The following is a 15,597-nucleotide window of genomic DNA, read 5'->3' as shown; positions in this document are numbered from 1 at the left end:
AATAAAACATGGTGTTAATTATCAGCACATTATTTTAAAAAAGCCAATTTTTAAGGCTTTTTTTCAAAAAAATTAAGTACAAATCTCAGACTCTAATTGCTGCAAAACACTATGTAGAGAAGAGGTATTAATACCTTTAGTAACAAATGAAGTAACGGTATTAGGAAGTAATTTTTGTACTCGTTTAGCTTCTTGTTCAGAACTAAAGCGAGAGAAAATACAAGCGCCTGTACCTGTCATTCGAGACGGCGCGTATTCTATCAACCAAGCAAGCAACTTGGCAACCTCAGGATAGTGATTTATTACTAAATTTTGACAATCATTATAATAGCCTTCGGTGTATGTTTTATTATCAAATGCTTTGCTATCAAGCTTTGGGGTGTTACGAGTCAGATCTTTTGCCGTGAACACTTGTTGCGTAGAAATACTACAATTAGGTTTACTAATTAAATAAAAAGACTCTTCAGGATAAACGGGCGACAATTTTTCGCCAATGCCTTGTGCAAATGCAGCAAATCCATGAATAAATATCGGAACATCGGCTCCTAGTTGTAACCCTAACTCAGCAAGTTGTTGAAAAGTTAACTTACATTGCCATAACAGATTTAGTGCTAATAATACGGTAGCGGCATTTGAAGAACCACCCCCTAAACCACCGCCCATGGGCAGTAATTTAGTTATTTTTATTTCAGCACCAAAGGGAGAAGGTGCTTTTTCTTGTAATAATTTCGCGGCTTTGACAATTAAATTGTCGTCATTGTGAACGCCATCTATCGGAGTTAATAAGGTAATGCTTGGGGTTATTGTACGCTTTATTGAGATGCTATCGCCCAATGTTAAAAACTGAAAAACAGTTTCAAGTTCATGGTAACCATCCGCTCTTCTGCCCACAATATGGAGAAATAGATTTAGTTTCGCGGGTGATGGAAATTGGTAAAAAGGGGAGTCAGTTGTAGGTAAACTAACAGGCATAGTTATAGCTTCCATTGATTGATCATAATTTTGATGGTTAAGTCATTTTGCTTAATGGATAATTGATGAGCGAGTGAAACATCATTAACTTGTTGATACTTTTTATAGCTGATCTGCCAAATGTTTCCCTGATAATAACTAGTAAGTTTATTGGGTAATTCAGACTGTTTATCATAAGAAATTGTATCGGCAGCCGAATATACTTGACCTTTTAGCCAATAATTTAGCGCGTTTGTTGGTAGTATTAAACCGGTTAGTGAATATATTAATTGTTCTAAATTGTCACTTTGATAGTTTTCGCCATCTATTTCAACTCTGTGTTGACCATTATCCGTGTGAAGCGTTAAAACATTGATACCTAAATATGTCGTGAGTTTGAGCGTTTGTTGTCCGGTATCTTGATGGTATTGCCAAAACAATGAAGCGCTTTCTCGTTTGTTTTTCTGAAGGAAAGCAATTTTACCTTTTATTTGCCATTGTTGAATGTGCTTTAGTTTTTCAAGTCGAGCTTCTTTTGTATCATGCAAGCTCGTTGATGAACGCTCAATAATTTTATTGCTGGCGCAACCATGTAGGAGAAGTAATAGACAAAGTAGCGCGATGATGTTTTTAGTCATGAACATTCTTTTAATGATACTTTTAAGTTTTATCGAGGTGATTGCTTTCAATCACCGCCAATCTTTCGTAAAATTAACACAATAGTTTGTGATAGATCAGGTTGTATGTGAAAACCTACAGGCATAATACCTTATTATCATAGATATTTAATTTAATTCTTTCTAAATAAAAGTAAGTTTTTAATAAATTACTTTTAAGCAGGTTTAATAGTTAACGTATGTCCATAGTTGCCGTTGGTATCAATCATATAACTGCGCCCGTCGCTGTCAGGGAGAAAATTTCTTTCAATCCCGATAAATTGTCTGTGGCGCTGCAAGAGATGCTTTCACTCGTACAATGTAAAGAAGCGGCGATACTATCCACGTGTAATAGAACAGAATTATATTTAGTTGCTTCTGAAAAATACGATATTACTCAAGAAAAAGTGATTGCTTGGCTTGAACATCATCATAACGTACCTGCGTCTACTATTATTCCAAGCTTATATTGGCACAGTGACCAACAAGCAGTAAATCATATGATGCGAGTTGCTTGTGGGCTTGATTCCCTTGTTTTAGGTGAACCACAAATTTTAGGTCAAATGAAGCAAGCATATAGTCAAGCGAAAGCTGCAGGTTCTATGGCATTAGTGATGGATCGCTTGTTTCAGCGTACTTTTGGTGTGGCAAAACAAGTAAGAACAGAAACTGAAATTGGCTCAAGTGCTGTATCCGTAGCTTTTGCAGCGGTTAATTTAGCGAAGCATATTTTTGCGAGTTTAGAAAAAGCGAAAGTGTTGCTAGTTGGTGCGGGTGAAACAATAGAACTTGTGGCGAAACATCTTTATGAAAATAAAGTTGGCCATATTACGGTAGCGAATAGAACGTTAAATCGTGCAGAGGATATGGCGAAACAAGTGGGTGCTGATGTGATCACTTTGGCGCAAATTCCACAGCATATGGCAGATGCTGATATTGTGATAAGCTCTACAGGTAGTACGTTACCTTTAATAGGCAAAGGAATGGTTGAGCAAGCTTTAGCGAAGCGTAAACACCGTCCTGTGTTTATGGTTGATTTAGCTGTACCTCGTGATATTGAAGAACAAGTCTCTGATCTAGAAGATGTGTTTCTATATACCGTTGACGATCTACAAAGCATTATTGCACAAAATATGGAAAACCGCCGTAAAGCTGCCGTTGAAGCAGAAGCGATTGTTAATCATCAAACCAGTGGTTTTATGTCTTGGTTAAGAGGGTTAAACACACAAGATACGGTGGTTAGTTATCGTAAGCAGTGTTTATCAGAGCGAGATGTACTCCTCGAAAAAGCACTGCAACAATTACAAAGTGATAAAGCACCAGAAGCCGTCATTGCTGAATTAGCGACAAAATTAACCAATAAATTAATGCATGCCCCTACCAATGCCATTCAAACGGCAGCCCAAGGGGGAGAATTAGATAAAATTGTTTATTTAAGAGACGTTTTACAAATAGATAAGTAGCAATTATTGAAAGTCGTTGTTGAAATCTTTACACTGCCCGCAATCTAAAATAAATCATTCTTGTTAACTCTTATCGATTACTATCAGTTATACTTTCGAATGGAATTTCACTCATTTATAGCAAATAAAAGAATATTTAATGAATAAATCAGTTTATCAAAAGCTTGAAGGTTTAGTTGAACGCTTTGAAGAGGTTCAAGCGTTGTTATCAGATCCAGAAACTATTGCCAATCAAGAAAAATTCTTAGCGCTTTCTAAAGAATTTAAACGCTTAGAAGAAGTGACAAGTGTTTTTAATCAATATCAAGAAGCAGAAAATGATTTTGCCACGGCAGAAGAAATGCTTAAAGATGACGATCCTGATATGCGTGAAATGGCGCAAGAAGAGTTTAAAGAAGCGAAAAAGGCGGTTGAAGAAATATCAGACCAATTACAAATTCTTTTATTACCTCGTGATCCCAATGATGATAATAACTGTTTCGTTGAAATACGTGCTGGAGCAGGTGGTGATGAAGCGGCTATTTTTACCGGTGATTTGTATCGCATGTATACTCGTTATTGTGAAAAACAAGGCTGGAAAATTGAAGTAATGAACTTAAGCGATAGTGAACAAGGTGGCTTTAAAGAAGTTATCTTTAAAATTATCGGTGAAGGGGTTTACGGCCAAATGAAATTTGAATCTGGTGGTCATCGTGTACAACGTGTGCCAGAAACTGAGTCTCAAGGACGTGTGCATACCTCAGCATGTACTGTGGTTGTTATGCCTGAAATTCCAGAATCAGAAGCGATTGAAATTAACAAAGCCGATCTTAAAGTAGATACCTTCCGCGCCTCAGGTGCTGGTGGACAGCATGTTAACAAAACCGACTCTGCTATTCGTATTACCCATATTCCTACGGGTGTGGTTGTTGAGTGTCAAGATCAGCGTTCACAGCATAAAAACCGTGCTCAAGCGATGTCAGTTTTACAAGCACGTTTACAACAAGCTGAAGATGAAAAACGCCGTAGTGAAGAAGAGTCTTCTCGTCGTAACTTAGTGGCAAGTGGTGATCGTTCAGAACGTATTCGAACATATAATTATCCGCAAGGTCGTATGACAGATCATCGTATTAATTTAACACTATACCGTTTAAACGAAGTAGTGGAAGGTAATTTACAGCTGGTTTTAGAGCCAATTTTACAAGAAAATCAGGCTGATTTATTAGCGGCATTAGCTGAACAAAATTAATTTAGTTTAATTAATTTTATGGATATGCCTTTTTCTGCTTCCGATCCCGTTGCTGTTTTAATCAATAATGGCGCTAAAGTTTTAGCGCCATTATCTGATAGTGCCAAACTGGATGTTAGATTGTTGATAAGTTTTGTTATTGATAAACCATTAAGTTATTTACTTACTTGGCCGGAAAAACAATTAACACAGCAAGAATTTCAACAATTCGTCATGTTATTCAAGCAGCGTAAAGCAGGTAAGCCTATTGCTTATATCTTGGGTTACAAAGAATTTTGGTCACTCAAATTACAGGTTTCTTCATCAACACTCATTCCTCGTCCTGATACTGAAGTTATAGTAGAGACTGTCCTAAATAATCACACCAATTCGATGGTTAACTGTTTAGATTTAGGCACAGGAACTGGTGCAATAGCACTTGCTTTAGCATCAGAACAGTCAAATTGGCAAATAGATGCGGTAGATTTTCAACTTGAAGCGGTAGAATTAGCTCAATCTAACGCACAACGCTTAGGATTTTCCAAAGTTTCAATTTATCGAAGTGATTGGTTTAATAGCATAAGTAGTGGTAAAACCTTTGATATTGTCGTTAGTAATCCACCTTATATTGACGAATTAGATGAACATCTTGAGCAAGGTGATGTAAGATTTGAACCAAAAAGTGCGCTTGTTGCTAAACAGCAAGGCTTTGCTGATATTGAACATATCATCAAAACTTCAACTGCATATTTAAACGATAATGCATGGTTGTATTTTGAGCATGGCTTTGAGCAAGCGAAGAAAATACACGCATTATTTTCGCAACATGGTTTTAGTGAAATACAAACGGTAAAAGATTATAACGGTAACGATCGCGTGACATACGCATGTTATAAACGTCATCATTAATAAACTAAACAATAATAATAAATAAAAGGATAAAACATGAAACATTTACATATGACAATTGCTTTAATAAGTGTGCTGTTATTTACATTACGCTTTTATTGGACATTAGCTGGCTCTGCGCAGTTAGATAAAAAATGGGTAAAAATAGCGCCGCACATTATTGACACTGTGCTATTAGGTTTAGGCGTTGCAATGATGATAAAATTAGCATTAAACCCATTTGAGCAATTATGGCTTGGCGAAAAACTAATTGCCGTTATCGCCTATATATTTACTGGGTATTACACGTTAAAACTTGCTAGAAATAAAATGATGCAAGTTGTTGGATATTTAGGAGCGATGGGGTGGATTTTATTGGTGGCAAGACTTGCCATGTCAAAAGAAACAGTATTCTTCTAAGCATATGATTGAGTCAGTTTTAAAAAAGCTGACTTTAAAAATTATTTTTACCCCATATCTTAGAATAAACAGAGCAATAAGGTTTTAGTAGTTATAAATGAATGATTTGTTGATGTCTGAGATCAACTCAGAACAAAGAAATTTATTATCGTCATTTGCCTTGGTTGAAGAATATATTTTTTCAGAAACACCAAGCTTTGAGAATAGGTTACATGAGGTTATCGAAGCTTGTCGCTTAGCGATTATCGATATTGAAGAACCCATGGAAAAAGCTGAATGTTTAATCAATGAGCTTTATGTTAGCCAACTTTTTCTTGATAACGAGCGTCAGGTTTGGCCGGTTGTTTCGCAAAAAATTGCATCGGCAGTTGAATATAAGTTGATGGCGCCTGTGCTTAAAGCGGCGATAGTGCAAACAATTGTTAATGCTTGTGATATGGAAGCTGAGATCGTCTTTGTTCCAGAAAAAGTGATGGTTCGCATTATTTGTGATGATATTTATTCAATTATTTTTGAACCTGTCAGTGGTGAATCGTTAAATTGGCAACAGTTAGATGCTCGCTTAGGTGATTTAGACGGAGATCCAACGCAAGCATTTTTAGCTCCAATGGAAGTGAAAAGTATTTTAGTGGAGTATTTAACCTCACTAAAAAACTCATTAATAAGAGAAGTGCAATTTGATAAAGCGTTAAAGTGTGTAGATTTGTTGTTAGCACTTAGACCGGATGATCCATTTGAACGAAGAGACCGTGGCTTTTTACTTCATCAATTAGATTGTTTCAAAGTGGCGTATGATGACTACCAATTTTTTGTTAAAGAATGTCCACAAGATCCCGCAGCGCAATTATTGAAGTTGCAATTAGATAAAATTACTATTGCTGATACCGTGTTACACTAACGATATTGTCAATACAGAGGCTAAAAAATTTAAATTATTACCTTTAGATTTATAAAAATTATAATTAAAACAATCATATAATAATTAGACAAACAGTTTTGGGAGAAAGTATGTTTGCATTATCGACAACACCAGAAGTGGTTGAACAAACGCCACTTTTAACAAATGATGCTACCGTGCTCGGTATTATCGCTATTATGCTTGGTTTGGTTTTTTATACCGCTCAAAGTAAAGTAACTTTTTGGAAGAATTTTTATCGTTTTGTCCCTGCCGTTTTATTATGTTATTTCCTTCCTTCATTATTAAATACTTTTGGTGTTATTGATGGAGAATCCTCTCAACTTTATTATGTCGCTTCACGTTACTTACTACCGGCTTGTCTGGTTTTATTAACCATTAGTGTTGATTTAAAAGCGATAGCCCGATTAGGCAATAAAGCCGTTATTCTCTTTTTAACCGGTACCATAGGTATTGTTGTTGGGGGGCCTATCGCTTTATTAATCGTCTCAAGTATTGCTCCTGAATTATTAGGTGTTTCTGGGCCCGAAGCGGTTTGGCGCGGTATGACAACGGTTGCAGGAAGTTGGATTGGCGGCAGTGCGAACCAAGCAGCAATGAAAGAAATTTATGGCGCAGGTGATCAAATTTTCTCTGCCATGGTAACCGTTGATGTGATTGTCGCTAACTTATGGATGGCTGTGTTACTGGTTATGTCGGCGAATGCCAGTAATATTGATAAGAAAACCGGTGCAGACACAAGTGCGATCGTTGACTTAAAAGAAAAAGTTGAACAGTTTCACGCCAAACATGGTCGAATTGCAACACTTTCTGACATCATGATTATTGTGGCTGTGGGTTTAGGTGTTACCGGCTTTGCTCATTTGTTTGCCGATAATATTACGCCGTATTTTATTGAAAACTTTCCAGGGTTAGCGAAATTTAGTTTTCATAGTAAGTTCTTTTGGATGATCGTCTTTGCTAGTACTGTTGGTATTGCATTGTCATTTACTAAAGCGCGTGAACTTGAAGGGGTAGGCGCATCTAAAGTAGGTTCGGCATTTTTATATATTCTTATTGCAACAATCGGAATGAAAATGGATGTCACTATGATCCTTGATGCACCGATATATTTTATCATTGGCGCCATCTGGATGATTATTCATGCTTCATTAATGTTAATTGTCGCTAAAATAATTAAAGCTCCTTTATTTTATATGGCGGTTGGAAGCCAAGCGAACGTCGGTGGTGCCGCCTCTGCGCCAATCGTTGCATCTGCGTTCCATCCATCTTTAGCGCCAGTAGGTGTGTTGTTAGCGGTGTTAGGCTATACCATTGGTACTTATATGGCATGGTTATGTGGTCAAATTTTACAGGCGATTGGCTAATCAATTTAAAGAACTAATAGTTAGGAAAGACAATGAGTATTTCTCAGATCAAGTTAGGTGATATTGCCATTGGCAATGAGCAACCTTTTACACTTTTTGGTGGCATGAATGTTTTAGAATCTCGTGATTTAGCGATGAAAATTGCTGAGCATTATGTTGAAGTCACTGAAAAGTTAAACATTCCTTATGTTTTTAAAGCCTCTTTTGATAAGGCGAATCGATCTTCTGTTCATTCGTATCGAGGCCCTGGGCTAGATGAAGGTTTAAAGATTTTTGAAGAAATAAAAGCAACTTTTAATGTGCCTGTAATAACGGATGTACATGAACCGTATCAAGCTCAGCCAGTTGCCGATGTTGTTGATGTTATTCAATTGCCCGCATTTCTTGCTCGTCAAACTGATTTAGTTGTCGCAATGGCGAAAACCAATGCCATTATTAATGTGAAAAAACCTCAGTTTTTAGCGGCTCATGAAATGCGTCATATTATTAAAAAGTTTGCTGAAGCGGGTAATGAAAAAATTATTTTATGTGAACGAGGCAGCTGTTTTGGTTACAACAACTTAGTGGTTGATATGTTAGCCATGGAAGAGATGAAATCATATGCACCGGTAATTTTTGATGCCACGCATGCGTTGCAAAAACCTGGCGGTCGTGCAGATTCTGCTGATGGTCGTCGTGCACAAGCAGCGCAATTGGCAAGAAGCGGTATGGCATTAGGCATTGCCGGTTTGTTTATAGAAGCTCATCCAGACCCTAGTGTTGCAAAATGCGACGGTCCTTGTGCGTTACCCTTAGATAAATTAGCCCCGTATTTAGAGCAAATGAAAGCGGTAGACGAACTGGTTAAAAGCTTTCCTGCTTTGATCACCGAATAGCGTTTTGTTATCAAGATTCAGTTAAAGAAAAGGGTGCATCAGCACCCTTAAATATTTATGCGCGAGCATTTATTTTAACCATAAAAGATTATTAAGCCATCAAACCAAAGAACCTTATGTGGTTTATCACGTCAATCGCCCTAGAGAAGCTTTTAACGCTTAACTAAGGTTAAATTCAGTTGGGAATGAATTTATACCTAAAATTATTAATCTGGCTTTATTCTGCCGCTAATGAAAGCTTGATTGAAAAATCTTTATTAGTGCGAGCAGAGTTTGTTTGAGTAATTAAGAACTTTTGATTATTAATTGCCTCATTCACAAAAGTAACTTTTAATTGTTCCATAGATTGAACAAGATTTAACTCTACGGCGTTAACTAATTCGGCAGCATTTATTGGCTGTGCTTTAGCTAATTCAGTAGTAGTTACTTTGGTTGTGTTTGCATTAGCAAGTGTGCTGACTAATGCTAGGGTTAAAACGGTAGAGAGTTGTGTAAGTAATTTCATTATAGTCACCTGTATAAAACGTCAAATATCCTTATAGATGTTTTAGGACCTTTTCTCTCGTGGTCTAATGTTTTCTTTAGGTAAACATTCTTGCCCAGCTACTTTTGCACATCTACTTGATATGTCATGGTAGGGTAAAGATGGTGTCCTTCATCTATGGGTAAATCATAAGGTAATACTGGTAATAAATAAAATGACATTTTATAATGCTTTTCATTAGAAAAACTAATGCGATTTGTTTTTGGGTTTTTGATTAGAGTTTTTATTCAAAAAACTGTCATAATTAAATAATATAATAGGTGTTACATTGGCTGTACGTTTACCACCACTTAATGCATTAAGAGCATTTGAGGCGTCTGCTAGACATTTGAGTTTTACTCGTGCTGCAGAAGAATTGTTTGTTACTCAAGCAGCAATAAGTCATCAAATAAAATCTTTAGAAGAACATTTAGCCTTAAAGTTATTTATGCGAAAAAATCGTGCGCTTTTGCTAACAGAAGAAGGTCAATCGTATTATTCTGATATAAAAAATGTTTTCAATTTACTACATGAAGCGACTGAAAAACTATTAGCGCGTGGAGCAAAAGGTGCAATTACGGTAAGTTTGCAACCAAGTTTCGCGATTCAATGGTTAGTTCCTCGATTAAATGCTTTTAATTTATTAAACCCTGATGTCGATGTGAGGATCAAAGCCGTTGACCAAGCAGAGAATTCATTAACAGAAGATGTTGATATAGCTATATTTCATGGGCGAGGACGCTGGCAAGGCGTTCACATTGATAAACTCCATACTGAATATTTAGTGCCGGTTTGTTCGCCGTTATTATTAGAAGGGACTAAACCATTAAATACTGTTCATGATTTGACCAATCATACATTATTACATGATACCTCTCGGCGAGATTGGAAGCGGTGGTTTAAAGATGTGGGCGTAAAAGGTACCAATGTAAACCATGGCCCTATTTTTAGTCATTCAGCGATGGTGGTGCAAGCAGCTGTTTATGGGCAAGGTATAGCATTAGCGCAAAGTGTTTTAGCGAAACCTGACCTTGATGCTGGACGACTAGTTAAGCCCGTTTCGCACACACTAATTAGCAAAGATTCGTTTTATCTTGTTTGCCGTGAACATCAGGTTGATGTAGGAAAAATAGCTGCCTTTAGAGAATGGGTGCTTGAAACGGTTGCTGCAGAAGAACAATTAAATGATGAATAATATAGAAAAAAGCTTGGTAAATTTATCGGCAGAAAACTTACCGGATATTTCAATGATTGAAAATACCGTAGACGATGCTATTGCCTTGCTTGTTTTTGCTCATGGCGCTGGTGCTGATAAGTCCTCTGATTTTATGCAAACCATAGCTGAATTATTAAATGCCCAAAAAATTAATGTGCTGCGGTTTAATTTTGGCTATATGGATAAGCGCATTAAAGATAACAAACGTTATCCACCAGAGAGAATGCCAACATTGTTAAATTGCTTTAAAACGGTGTTATCTAATCTTGAAACCTCTTTGCCGCTATTTCTTGCCGGAAAGTCTATGGGAGGCAGGGTTGCTGCAACCTTAGTCGAAAATAAAATAGCGAAAGTAAAAGGGGTAGTTTGTTTAGGTTACCCTTTTCACCCACAAAAAAAAACGGAAAATTTACGTTTAACACCATTACAAAATACCACTACACCCATTTTAATTGTGCAAGGTGAGAGAGATGCATTAGGTAATAAACAGGAAATAGAGCAGTATCGCTTATCTTCACTTTGTCAGGTTGCTTTTTTAGCCGACGGTGATCATGATTTAAAGCCACGAGTAAAGTCAGGCTTCACGCATCAACAACATATGCAATCCGCTGTACAATTAATAACAGAATATATCAGTCACCACAGCTAGTTTTAGCAAGGCGTTAATTTATTAACGTTGATCAAAAATGAAAAAGAGTTAATCAAATGAAAAGCAAGCAGGTCTTTGTCAAAGTATTTATAGTATTTACTGCCCTTAGTGGATGTTTTTCTGTATTATTCGGCGCTTGGTTAGCCCATGCTGGCCAACATATCAATGAAATAGATAAGGTTCGTTTAATAACTGCACATCAATATCAAGTTATTCATACACTTGCATTACTGGTTGTCAGTTTAGCTTATCGACATAGTCAATTACGGACTTTATGTATTTCGGCGATTTTATTTATTGTAGGGATAATACTCTTTAGTGGCAGTTTATATTTGAAAACCTATACTGGCATGTTAAGTCTCGGTGGGTTTGCTCCCCTTGGCGGTATAACATTAGCGCTAGGTTGGTTAAGTTTAGCTTTTTTAGGTAAAGAAAAATCATGACATCAATAGTTTTATATTGCAGACCCGGCTTTGAAAAAGAATGTGGTGCTGAAATTCAAGAAAAAGCGGCTTGGCTTGAAGCCTTTGGTTATTTACAGATAACTAAAAACGAAGGTATTGTTTTTTATCATCTTAATAATCCAGAAGATGGTGAAAAAATCATGGAAAAGTTACCACTAAAGCGCCTTGTTTTTACGCGTCAGTGGTTTGTTACCTTAACAGATAAAATTGAGCTTCCTGATTATAATCGGGTTGAAGCTATAGTTGAGGAGCTAGGTAGCGAATGGCAGTATGCTGATTTAAGAATGGAAACGCCTGATACGAATGACGGTAAAGCCTTATCAAAATTTTGTCGAAAATTAGCCGTTCCGTTAAGACAAGCGCTTAGAAAGAAAAAGATTCTCACGGAAAAAAATCAACATGAAGGTGCTGTTTTACATGCACTTTTTTTCAGCGGTACTGAAGTAATATTAGGGTATTCGTTAGGCAATAATACTTCTCCTCATGTGATGGGGATCCCTAGATTGAAATTCCCGAGCGCTTCGCCAAGTCGCTCAACATTAAAATTAGATGAAGCATTTTTGTATTTCATTCCTAAAGAAGAAAGAGAGAATCGATTAAGCTCTGGTATGAAAGCTGTTGATTTAGGAGCTGCACCTGGTGGTTGGACATATCAACTTGTGCGCCGAGGCATGATGGTAACGTCTATTGATAATGGCCCGATGGCAGAATCATTGATGGAAACCGGACAAGTGAAACATCGCATGGTGGACGGTTTTAAATATGAGCCGATTAAACATGAGATTTATTGGTTAGTACGTGAAACTAAAAAGCGCGAAAAAGTGAATATTCCCGATCAAACACCCGTTGATTGGTTGGTTTGCGATATGATTGAAAAACCACAGCGCGTGGTTGATTTGATTATTCGTTGGTTTACAGAGGGCTATTGTCGCGAAGCTATTGTTAATTTAAAACTACCGATGGCGAAAAAATACGATACCGTCAAAGAACTACTGGAAAAATTAAAAGCAGCTTTGCCTAATTGTTATTACGAAGCCAAACATTTGTATTATGATCGCGATGAAATTACTGTGTTAGTGAAATATAAAGTGCACCGAGATAATCAAAGGTAAGCAAATTACTCAGATTTTTGGTGATTTCAGCCAATAAAAAAAGAGCAATCAATTGCTCTTTTTTGCTTTGTTAAGTTAGCTTAAAACACAGCCAATGTTAAATACACTAGTTTGCAATACTGTCTAAGTGTTTTACTTGGCTTTCTAACGAGTGCTTAATTGAGTATTCAGTAATAACGTCGTCTAAACCTTTGTAATGTTCTGCTTTGGCATATTCTGCAAGTTGATCATTAACAAATAAAAGGTACGTACATTCATCTTGAGTTGTAATGCCATCAGACTTTACATGTTGTGTTCGATAAAATAGCACTTGATAGTTTGTATCTTTCGACTTCTTAGCTTCAGTAATATCAGGGCTGCCAAGTTTTTCAATGGCTTGATCAAAGGTGAATTCACCTAATTTTAGTGTGCTAATAAACTGTCTATTGTAGGCTTCTCTATCTTCCCATTGCATGTTCGCTGGGCTGTCATCATAAAAACTCACTACAAGTACAACGAAAATGCCGTATGCAGCTAAAGCTAATAAGATACGCGAAATGACTTTTTTGTTCATGTTAACCTTTAAACGAGAGGATTTAATGTAAAATTTTTGTATAGCATAACGATATGCGAAAATGATTGGAAGTTTTTAACGACTAAACCTGATAATTACTCGTATTATTTTGTACTTATTTATTAACTAAAGTTAATTATGAGTGGTATCTATTAATCTAATATCCTTTAAATTAAACCCAAGCGGGATATCTTGCTTTAATTGCAGCAGCTTTTTGCTTAATTCAATTTGTTCGGTATGTTGTTTAAGTTTTTCATTGATGCTGCTTTTTAAGTCGTTGGCAACTAAAAGGGCATTCAATGAACCATATTGATTTAATAACGTAGATGCAGTGACTTGACCTATCCCCGCAACACCTGGGATTTTATTCGTTGAATCTCCCGTTAGCGTCCATAAATCTAGTAATTGATCCGCTTTAACATCAAACTTTTCTTTTACGTAGTGATGATCTAAGTATCGACGATTAAAGTAATCGTATACTTCTATATTTTGATTTAATAACGAAAGAAAGCATTTATCTGTTGAGATAATCGTGACTTTTTGACCGCGTAACGCAACTTTAATTGCTAAAGTTGCAATTAAATCATCAGCTTCATCTTCTTCAGAAATCAACGAATCAACGTTTTGTTCCATAAAGGCATCTTGTATATCAATTAATTTGTCAGCTAAGTGCTCAGGCATTTTTTTTCTACCCTTTTTATAATCAGGGTAAATAGCATATCGCCAACAGGGCTTTATACTGTCAAATATTGCAAGAGCATGGGTGGGTTGTTGTAAGTCAATTATCTTTTGTAAAGCTTGGCTACAGGCTTGCTGAGTATTAAACAACACTTGTTTTTTGGTATTGTCTGCTAATTCATTATTCAATAAAAAAGGTCGTTCTTGAACTGCGTAAATACGTCGAATTAAATTTAAAGCGTCAATTAATACTACATGCACTGACATCTATTTTTCCCTAATGACTTGGTAGCACGGTATATATTCAGTACCGGGCAGTTTCATACGTTGCTGTTCTACAAAGGAAGTGAGGAGCTCATCCATCAGCGACATAATACGACTATCTCCGGTAATTTGGAAAGGACCATGATCTCGAATTTCTTTAATACCTTCTGACTTTACGTTGCCGGCAACAATTCCTGAGAAAACTCGTCGTAAATTTGCCGCCAACGTTGCAATGTCTAAATCAAAACTGATTTTATTTTTAGCCATATTCTGATGTGTTGGCTCAAAAGGTTGCTGAAAATCATGTTCTATCACCAAAGACCAGTTAAAGTGATAAGCGTCACCGGTTTGTTTACGATAGGATAATACCTCAGCTAAACCTGATTTCATGCTTTTGGCGACACTTTCTGCGTCATCAACAATAATTTGATACAGATTTTGTGCTTTTTCCCCTAAGGTAGCACCAATAAATGCGTCTATTTTTTCAAAGTAGGCGGCACTTGATGCAGGTCCGGTTAAAATAATCGGTAATTTTTGTTCTTGGTTTTTAGGATTTAGCATAATACCTAAAATATAAAGTAACTCTTCAGCCGTTCCTGCACCGCCAGGAAATATAATAATGCCGTGAGAAACACGCACAAAAGCTTCGAGGCGTTTTTCAATATCAGGCATTATCACTAATTCATTAACGATAGGGTTTGGTGGCTCAGCAGCAATAATGCTTGGTTCAGTTAAGCCAATATACCTACCATGGTTGTTTCGTTGTTTTGCATGACCAATTGTAGCGCCTTTCATCGGGCCTTTCATGGCTCCAGGGCCACAGCCGGTGCAGATATTAAAACCACGTAGCCCTAATTGATAACCAACTTCTTTGGTATATTGATATTCTTGTTGGTTAATTGAATGTCCTCCCCAACAAGTGATCATATTCGGCTCACTATCGGGAATGATGACATTGGCATTTCTTAGAATATCAAAGGTGATATGAGTGATATTTTCATTTTCACCTGAAATGTTTTTGTAACGTTGACTGGTAAATAAAATATCTCTTAACACCGCGGACAAATGTTCTTGAATACCAAGAATGACTTTTCCATCGACAAAAGCATGTTCAGGAGGGTTTTCGAGGGAGATTTTTGCACCGCGTTCGCGACGTAATACTTGAATGTTAAAGTCTTGAAATTTTTGGTAAATAGCTTCTGCATTATCAGTATGGCTACCAGAATTTAATACCGCTAATGAACAATTTCGATAAAGGTTATATAACTTACTTGAGGCAGATTGTTGTAGTTGAGCAACTTCAATAGGAGAAAGTAACTTCATATTCCCAACAGGGTCTAAGTGTGTATGCATGTATTGCTCCTTTTAACTAATCAAATTGATGGTTTCCAAATT

Annotated in this window: 17 protein-coding genes; 11 read left to right on the top strand and 6 right to left on the bottom strand. The window is 36.7% G+C overall.

The features are described 5' to 3' along the window. Window positions 1-72: 72 nt before the first annotated feature. Together ispE and lolB are read right to left on the bottom strand one after the other, a co-directional pair. Entirely contained in the window at window positions 73-987 is a 915-nt protein-coding gene (gene ispE, locus Q4493_RS11755) for a 4-(cytidine 5'-diphospho)-2-C-methyl-D-erythritol kinase (RefSeq protein ID WP_303452823.1), read from the bottom strand. Next, window positions 975-1,589 (bottom strand): lipoprotein insertase outer membrane protein LolB, encoded by a 615-nt coding sequence (gene lolB, locus Q4493_RS11750; protein ID WP_303452821.1) that lies wholly within the window; start codon window positions 1,587-1,589, stop codon window positions 975-977. The genes ispE and lolB overlap by 13 nt, the downstream gene beginning before the upstream one ends. A 218-nt stretch (window positions 1,590-1,807) precedes the next feature. Here lolB and hemA point away from each other — a divergent pair, with 218 nt between their 5' ends. From hemA to kdsA, 7 genes are all read left to right on the top strand, one after another. After that, window positions 1,808-3,070, top strand: coding sequence for a glutamyl-tRNA reductase (hemA, locus tag Q4493_RS11745; RefSeq protein ID WP_303452819.1), 1,263 nt, complete (start codon window positions 1,808-1,810; stop codon window positions 3,068-3,070). A gap of 139 nt (window positions 3,071-3,209) precedes the next feature. Next, window positions 3,210-4,298 (top strand): peptide chain release factor 1, encoded by a 1,089-nt coding sequence (gene prfA / locus Q4493_RS11740; RefSeq protein WP_303452816.1) that lies wholly within the window; start codon window positions 3,210-3,212, stop codon window positions 4,296-4,298. Between the two features lie 24 nt (window positions 4,299-4,322). Continuing rightward, window positions 4,323-5,186, top strand: a complete 864-nt coding sequence (prmC, locus tag Q4493_RS11735) for a peptide chain release factor N(5)-glutamine methyltransferase (protein WP_303452940.1) — start codon at window positions 4,323-4,325, stop codon at window positions 5,184-5,186. Between the two features lie 36 nt (window positions 5,187-5,222). After that, a complete protein-coding gene (locus Q4493_RS11730) occupies window positions 5,223-5,585 on the top strand; it encodes a SirB2 family protein (protein WP_303452814.1) in 363 nt (120 codons plus the stop codon). A 112-nt stretch (window positions 5,586-5,697) separates the two neighbouring features. Beyond that, on the top strand, window positions 5,698-6,483 hold the full coding sequence (locus Q4493_RS11725) for a tetratricopeptide repeat protein (RefSeq protein WP_303452813.1): 786 nt from the start codon (window positions 5,698-5,700) through the stop codon (window positions 6,481-6,483). Window positions 6,484-6,593: 110 nt separating this feature from the next. Further along, window positions 6,594-7,868: a DUF819 domain-containing protein gene (locus tag Q4493_RS11720; RefSeq protein ID WP_303452811.1), complete on the top strand. Its 1,275-nt coding sequence runs from the start codon at window positions 6,594-6,596 to the stop codon at window positions 7,866-7,868. Between the two features lie 32 nt (window positions 7,869-7,900). Further along, a complete protein-coding gene (gene kdsA / locus Q4493_RS11715) occupies window positions 7,901-8,743 on the top strand; it encodes a 3-deoxy-8-phosphooctulonate synthase (RefSeq protein WP_303452809.1) in 843 nt (280 codons plus the stop codon). Between the two features lie 217 nt (window positions 8,744-8,960). Here kdsA and Q4493_RS11710 read toward each other — a convergent pair whose 3' ends face one another. Next, window positions 8,961-9,248, bottom strand: coding sequence for a hypothetical protein (locus tag Q4493_RS11710; protein WP_303452807.1), 288 nt, complete (start codon window positions 9,246-9,248; stop codon window positions 8,961-8,963). A gap of 307 nt (window positions 9,249-9,555) precedes the next feature. Here Q4493_RS11710 and Q4493_RS11705 point away from each other — a divergent pair, with 307 nt between their 5' ends. From Q4493_RS11705 to rlmM, 4 genes are read left to right on the top strand one after another with little or no spacing between them, the layout of a single operon-like run. After that, window positions 9,556-10,461: a transcriptional regulator GcvA gene (locus tag Q4493_RS11705; RefSeq protein ID WP_303452804.1), complete on the top strand. Its 906-nt coding sequence runs from the start codon at window positions 9,556-9,558 to the stop codon at window positions 10,459-10,461. Beyond that, window positions 10,451-11,131 carry an alpha/beta family hydrolase gene (locus tag Q4493_RS11700; RefSeq protein WP_303452802.1) on the top strand — a complete coding sequence of 227 codons (681 nt, stop codon included), beginning with the start codon at window positions 10,451-10,453 and terminating at the stop codon, window positions 11,129-11,131. Before Q4493_RS11705 ends, Q4493_RS11700 begins: the two co-directional genes overlap by 11 nt. Window positions 11,132-11,187: 56 nt before the next feature. After that, a complete protein-coding gene (locus Q4493_RS11695; protein ID WP_303452800.1) occupies window positions 11,188-11,574 on the top strand; it encodes a DUF423 domain-containing protein in 387 nt (128 codons plus the stop codon). Then, entirely contained in the window at window positions 11,571-12,707 is a 1,137-nt protein-coding gene (gene rlmM / locus Q4493_RS11690) for a 23S rRNA (cytidine(2498)-2'-O)-methyltransferase RlmM (RefSeq protein ID WP_303452798.1), read from the top strand. Before Q4493_RS11695 ends, rlmM begins: the two co-directional genes overlap by 4 nt. A gap of 106 nt (window positions 12,708-12,813) precedes the next feature. Here the strand turns inward: rlmM and Q4493_RS11685 are convergent, their stop codons facing one another. The 3 genes from Q4493_RS11685 to ppnN form a co-directional block, all read right to left on the bottom strand. After that, on the bottom strand, window positions 12,814-13,260 hold the full coding sequence (locus tag Q4493_RS11685; protein WP_303452796.1) for a DUF3192 domain-containing protein: 447 nt from the start codon (window positions 13,258-13,260) through the stop codon (window positions 12,814-12,816). A gap of 132 nt (window positions 13,261-13,392) precedes the next feature. Next, window positions 13,393-14,205: a flap endonuclease Xni gene (xni, locus tag Q4493_RS11680; protein WP_303452793.1), complete on the bottom strand. Its 813-nt coding sequence runs from the start codon at window positions 14,203-14,205 to the stop codon at window positions 13,393-13,395. Further along, window positions 14,206-15,555, bottom strand: a complete 1,350-nt coding sequence (ppnN, locus tag Q4493_RS11675) for a nucleotide 5'-monophosphate nucleosidase PpnN (protein ID WP_303452791.1) — start codon at window positions 15,553-15,555, stop codon at window positions 14,206-14,208. Window positions 15,556-15,597 lie beyond the last annotated feature (42 nt).

Source organism: Colwellia sp. 1_MG-2023 (assembly GCF_030546755.1).
Lineage (GTDB): Bacteria > Pseudomonadota > Gammaproteobacteria > Enterobacterales > Alteromonadaceae > Thalassotalea_H.
The sequence above is the reverse complement of the archived record's forward strand: the minus strand, read 5'-3'. Positions and strand labels throughout refer to the sequence as shown.

Bases quoted from the DNA above. Each gene is read 5' to 3' on its own strand.
- ppnN (WP_303452791.1), bottom strand. From the start codon at position 15,555: ATGCATACACACTTAGACCCTGTTGGGAATATGAAGTTACTTTCTCCT.
- Q4493_RS11725 (WP_303452813.1), top strand. From the start codon at position 5,698: ATGTCTGAGATCAACTCAGAACAAAGAAATTTATTATCGTCATTTGCC.
- hemA (WP_303452819.1), top strand. From the start codon at position 1,808: ATGTCCATAGTTGCCGTTGGTATCAATCATATAACTGCGCCCGTCGCT.
- Q4493_RS11710 (WP_303452807.1), bottom strand. From the start codon at position 9,248: ATGAAATTACTTACACAACTCTCTACCGTTTTAACCCTAGCATTAGTC.
- Q4493_RS11720 (WP_303452811.1), top strand. From the start codon at position 6,594: ATGTTTGCATTATCGACAACACCAGAAGTGGTTGAACAAACGCCACTT.
- lolB (WP_303452821.1), bottom strand. From the start codon at position 1,589: ATGACTAAAAACATCATCGCGCTACTTTGTCTATTACTTCTCCTACAT.
- kdsA (WP_303452809.1), top strand. From the start codon at position 7,901: ATGAGTATTTCTCAGATCAAGTTAGGTGATATTGCCATTGGCAATGAG.
- Q4493_RS11730 (WP_303452814.1), top strand. From the start codon at position 5,223: ATGAAACATTTACATATGACAATTGCTTTAATAAGTGTGCTGTTATTT.
- xni (WP_303452793.1), bottom strand. From the start codon at position 14,205: ATGTCAGTGCATGTAGTATTAATTGACGCTTTAAATTTAATTCGACGT.
- ispE (WP_303452823.1), bottom strand. From the start codon at position 987: ATGGAAGCTATAACTATGCCTGTTAGTTTACCTACAACTGACTCCCCT.
- prmC (WP_303452940.1), top strand. From the start codon at position 4,323: ATGCCTTTTTCTGCTTCCGATCCCGTTGCTGTTTTAATCAATAATGGC.
- prfA (WP_303452816.1), top strand. From the start codon at position 3,210: ATGAATAAATCAGTTTATCAAAAGCTTGAAGGTTTAGTTGAACGCTTT.
- Q4493_RS11700 (WP_303452802.1), top strand. From the start codon at position 10,451: ATGATGAATAATATAGAAAAAAGCTTGGTAAATTTATCGGCAGAAAAC.
- Q4493_RS11685 (WP_303452796.1), bottom strand. From the start codon at position 13,260: ATGAACAAAAAAGTCATTTCGCGTATCTTATTAGCTTTAGCTGCATAC.
- Q4493_RS11695 (WP_303452800.1), top strand. From the start codon at position 11,188: ATGAAAAGCAAGCAGGTCTTTGTCAAAGTATTTATAGTATTTACTGCC.
- rlmM (WP_303452798.1), top strand. From the start codon at position 11,571: ATGACATCAATAGTTTTATATTGCAGACCCGGCTTTGAAAAAGAATGT.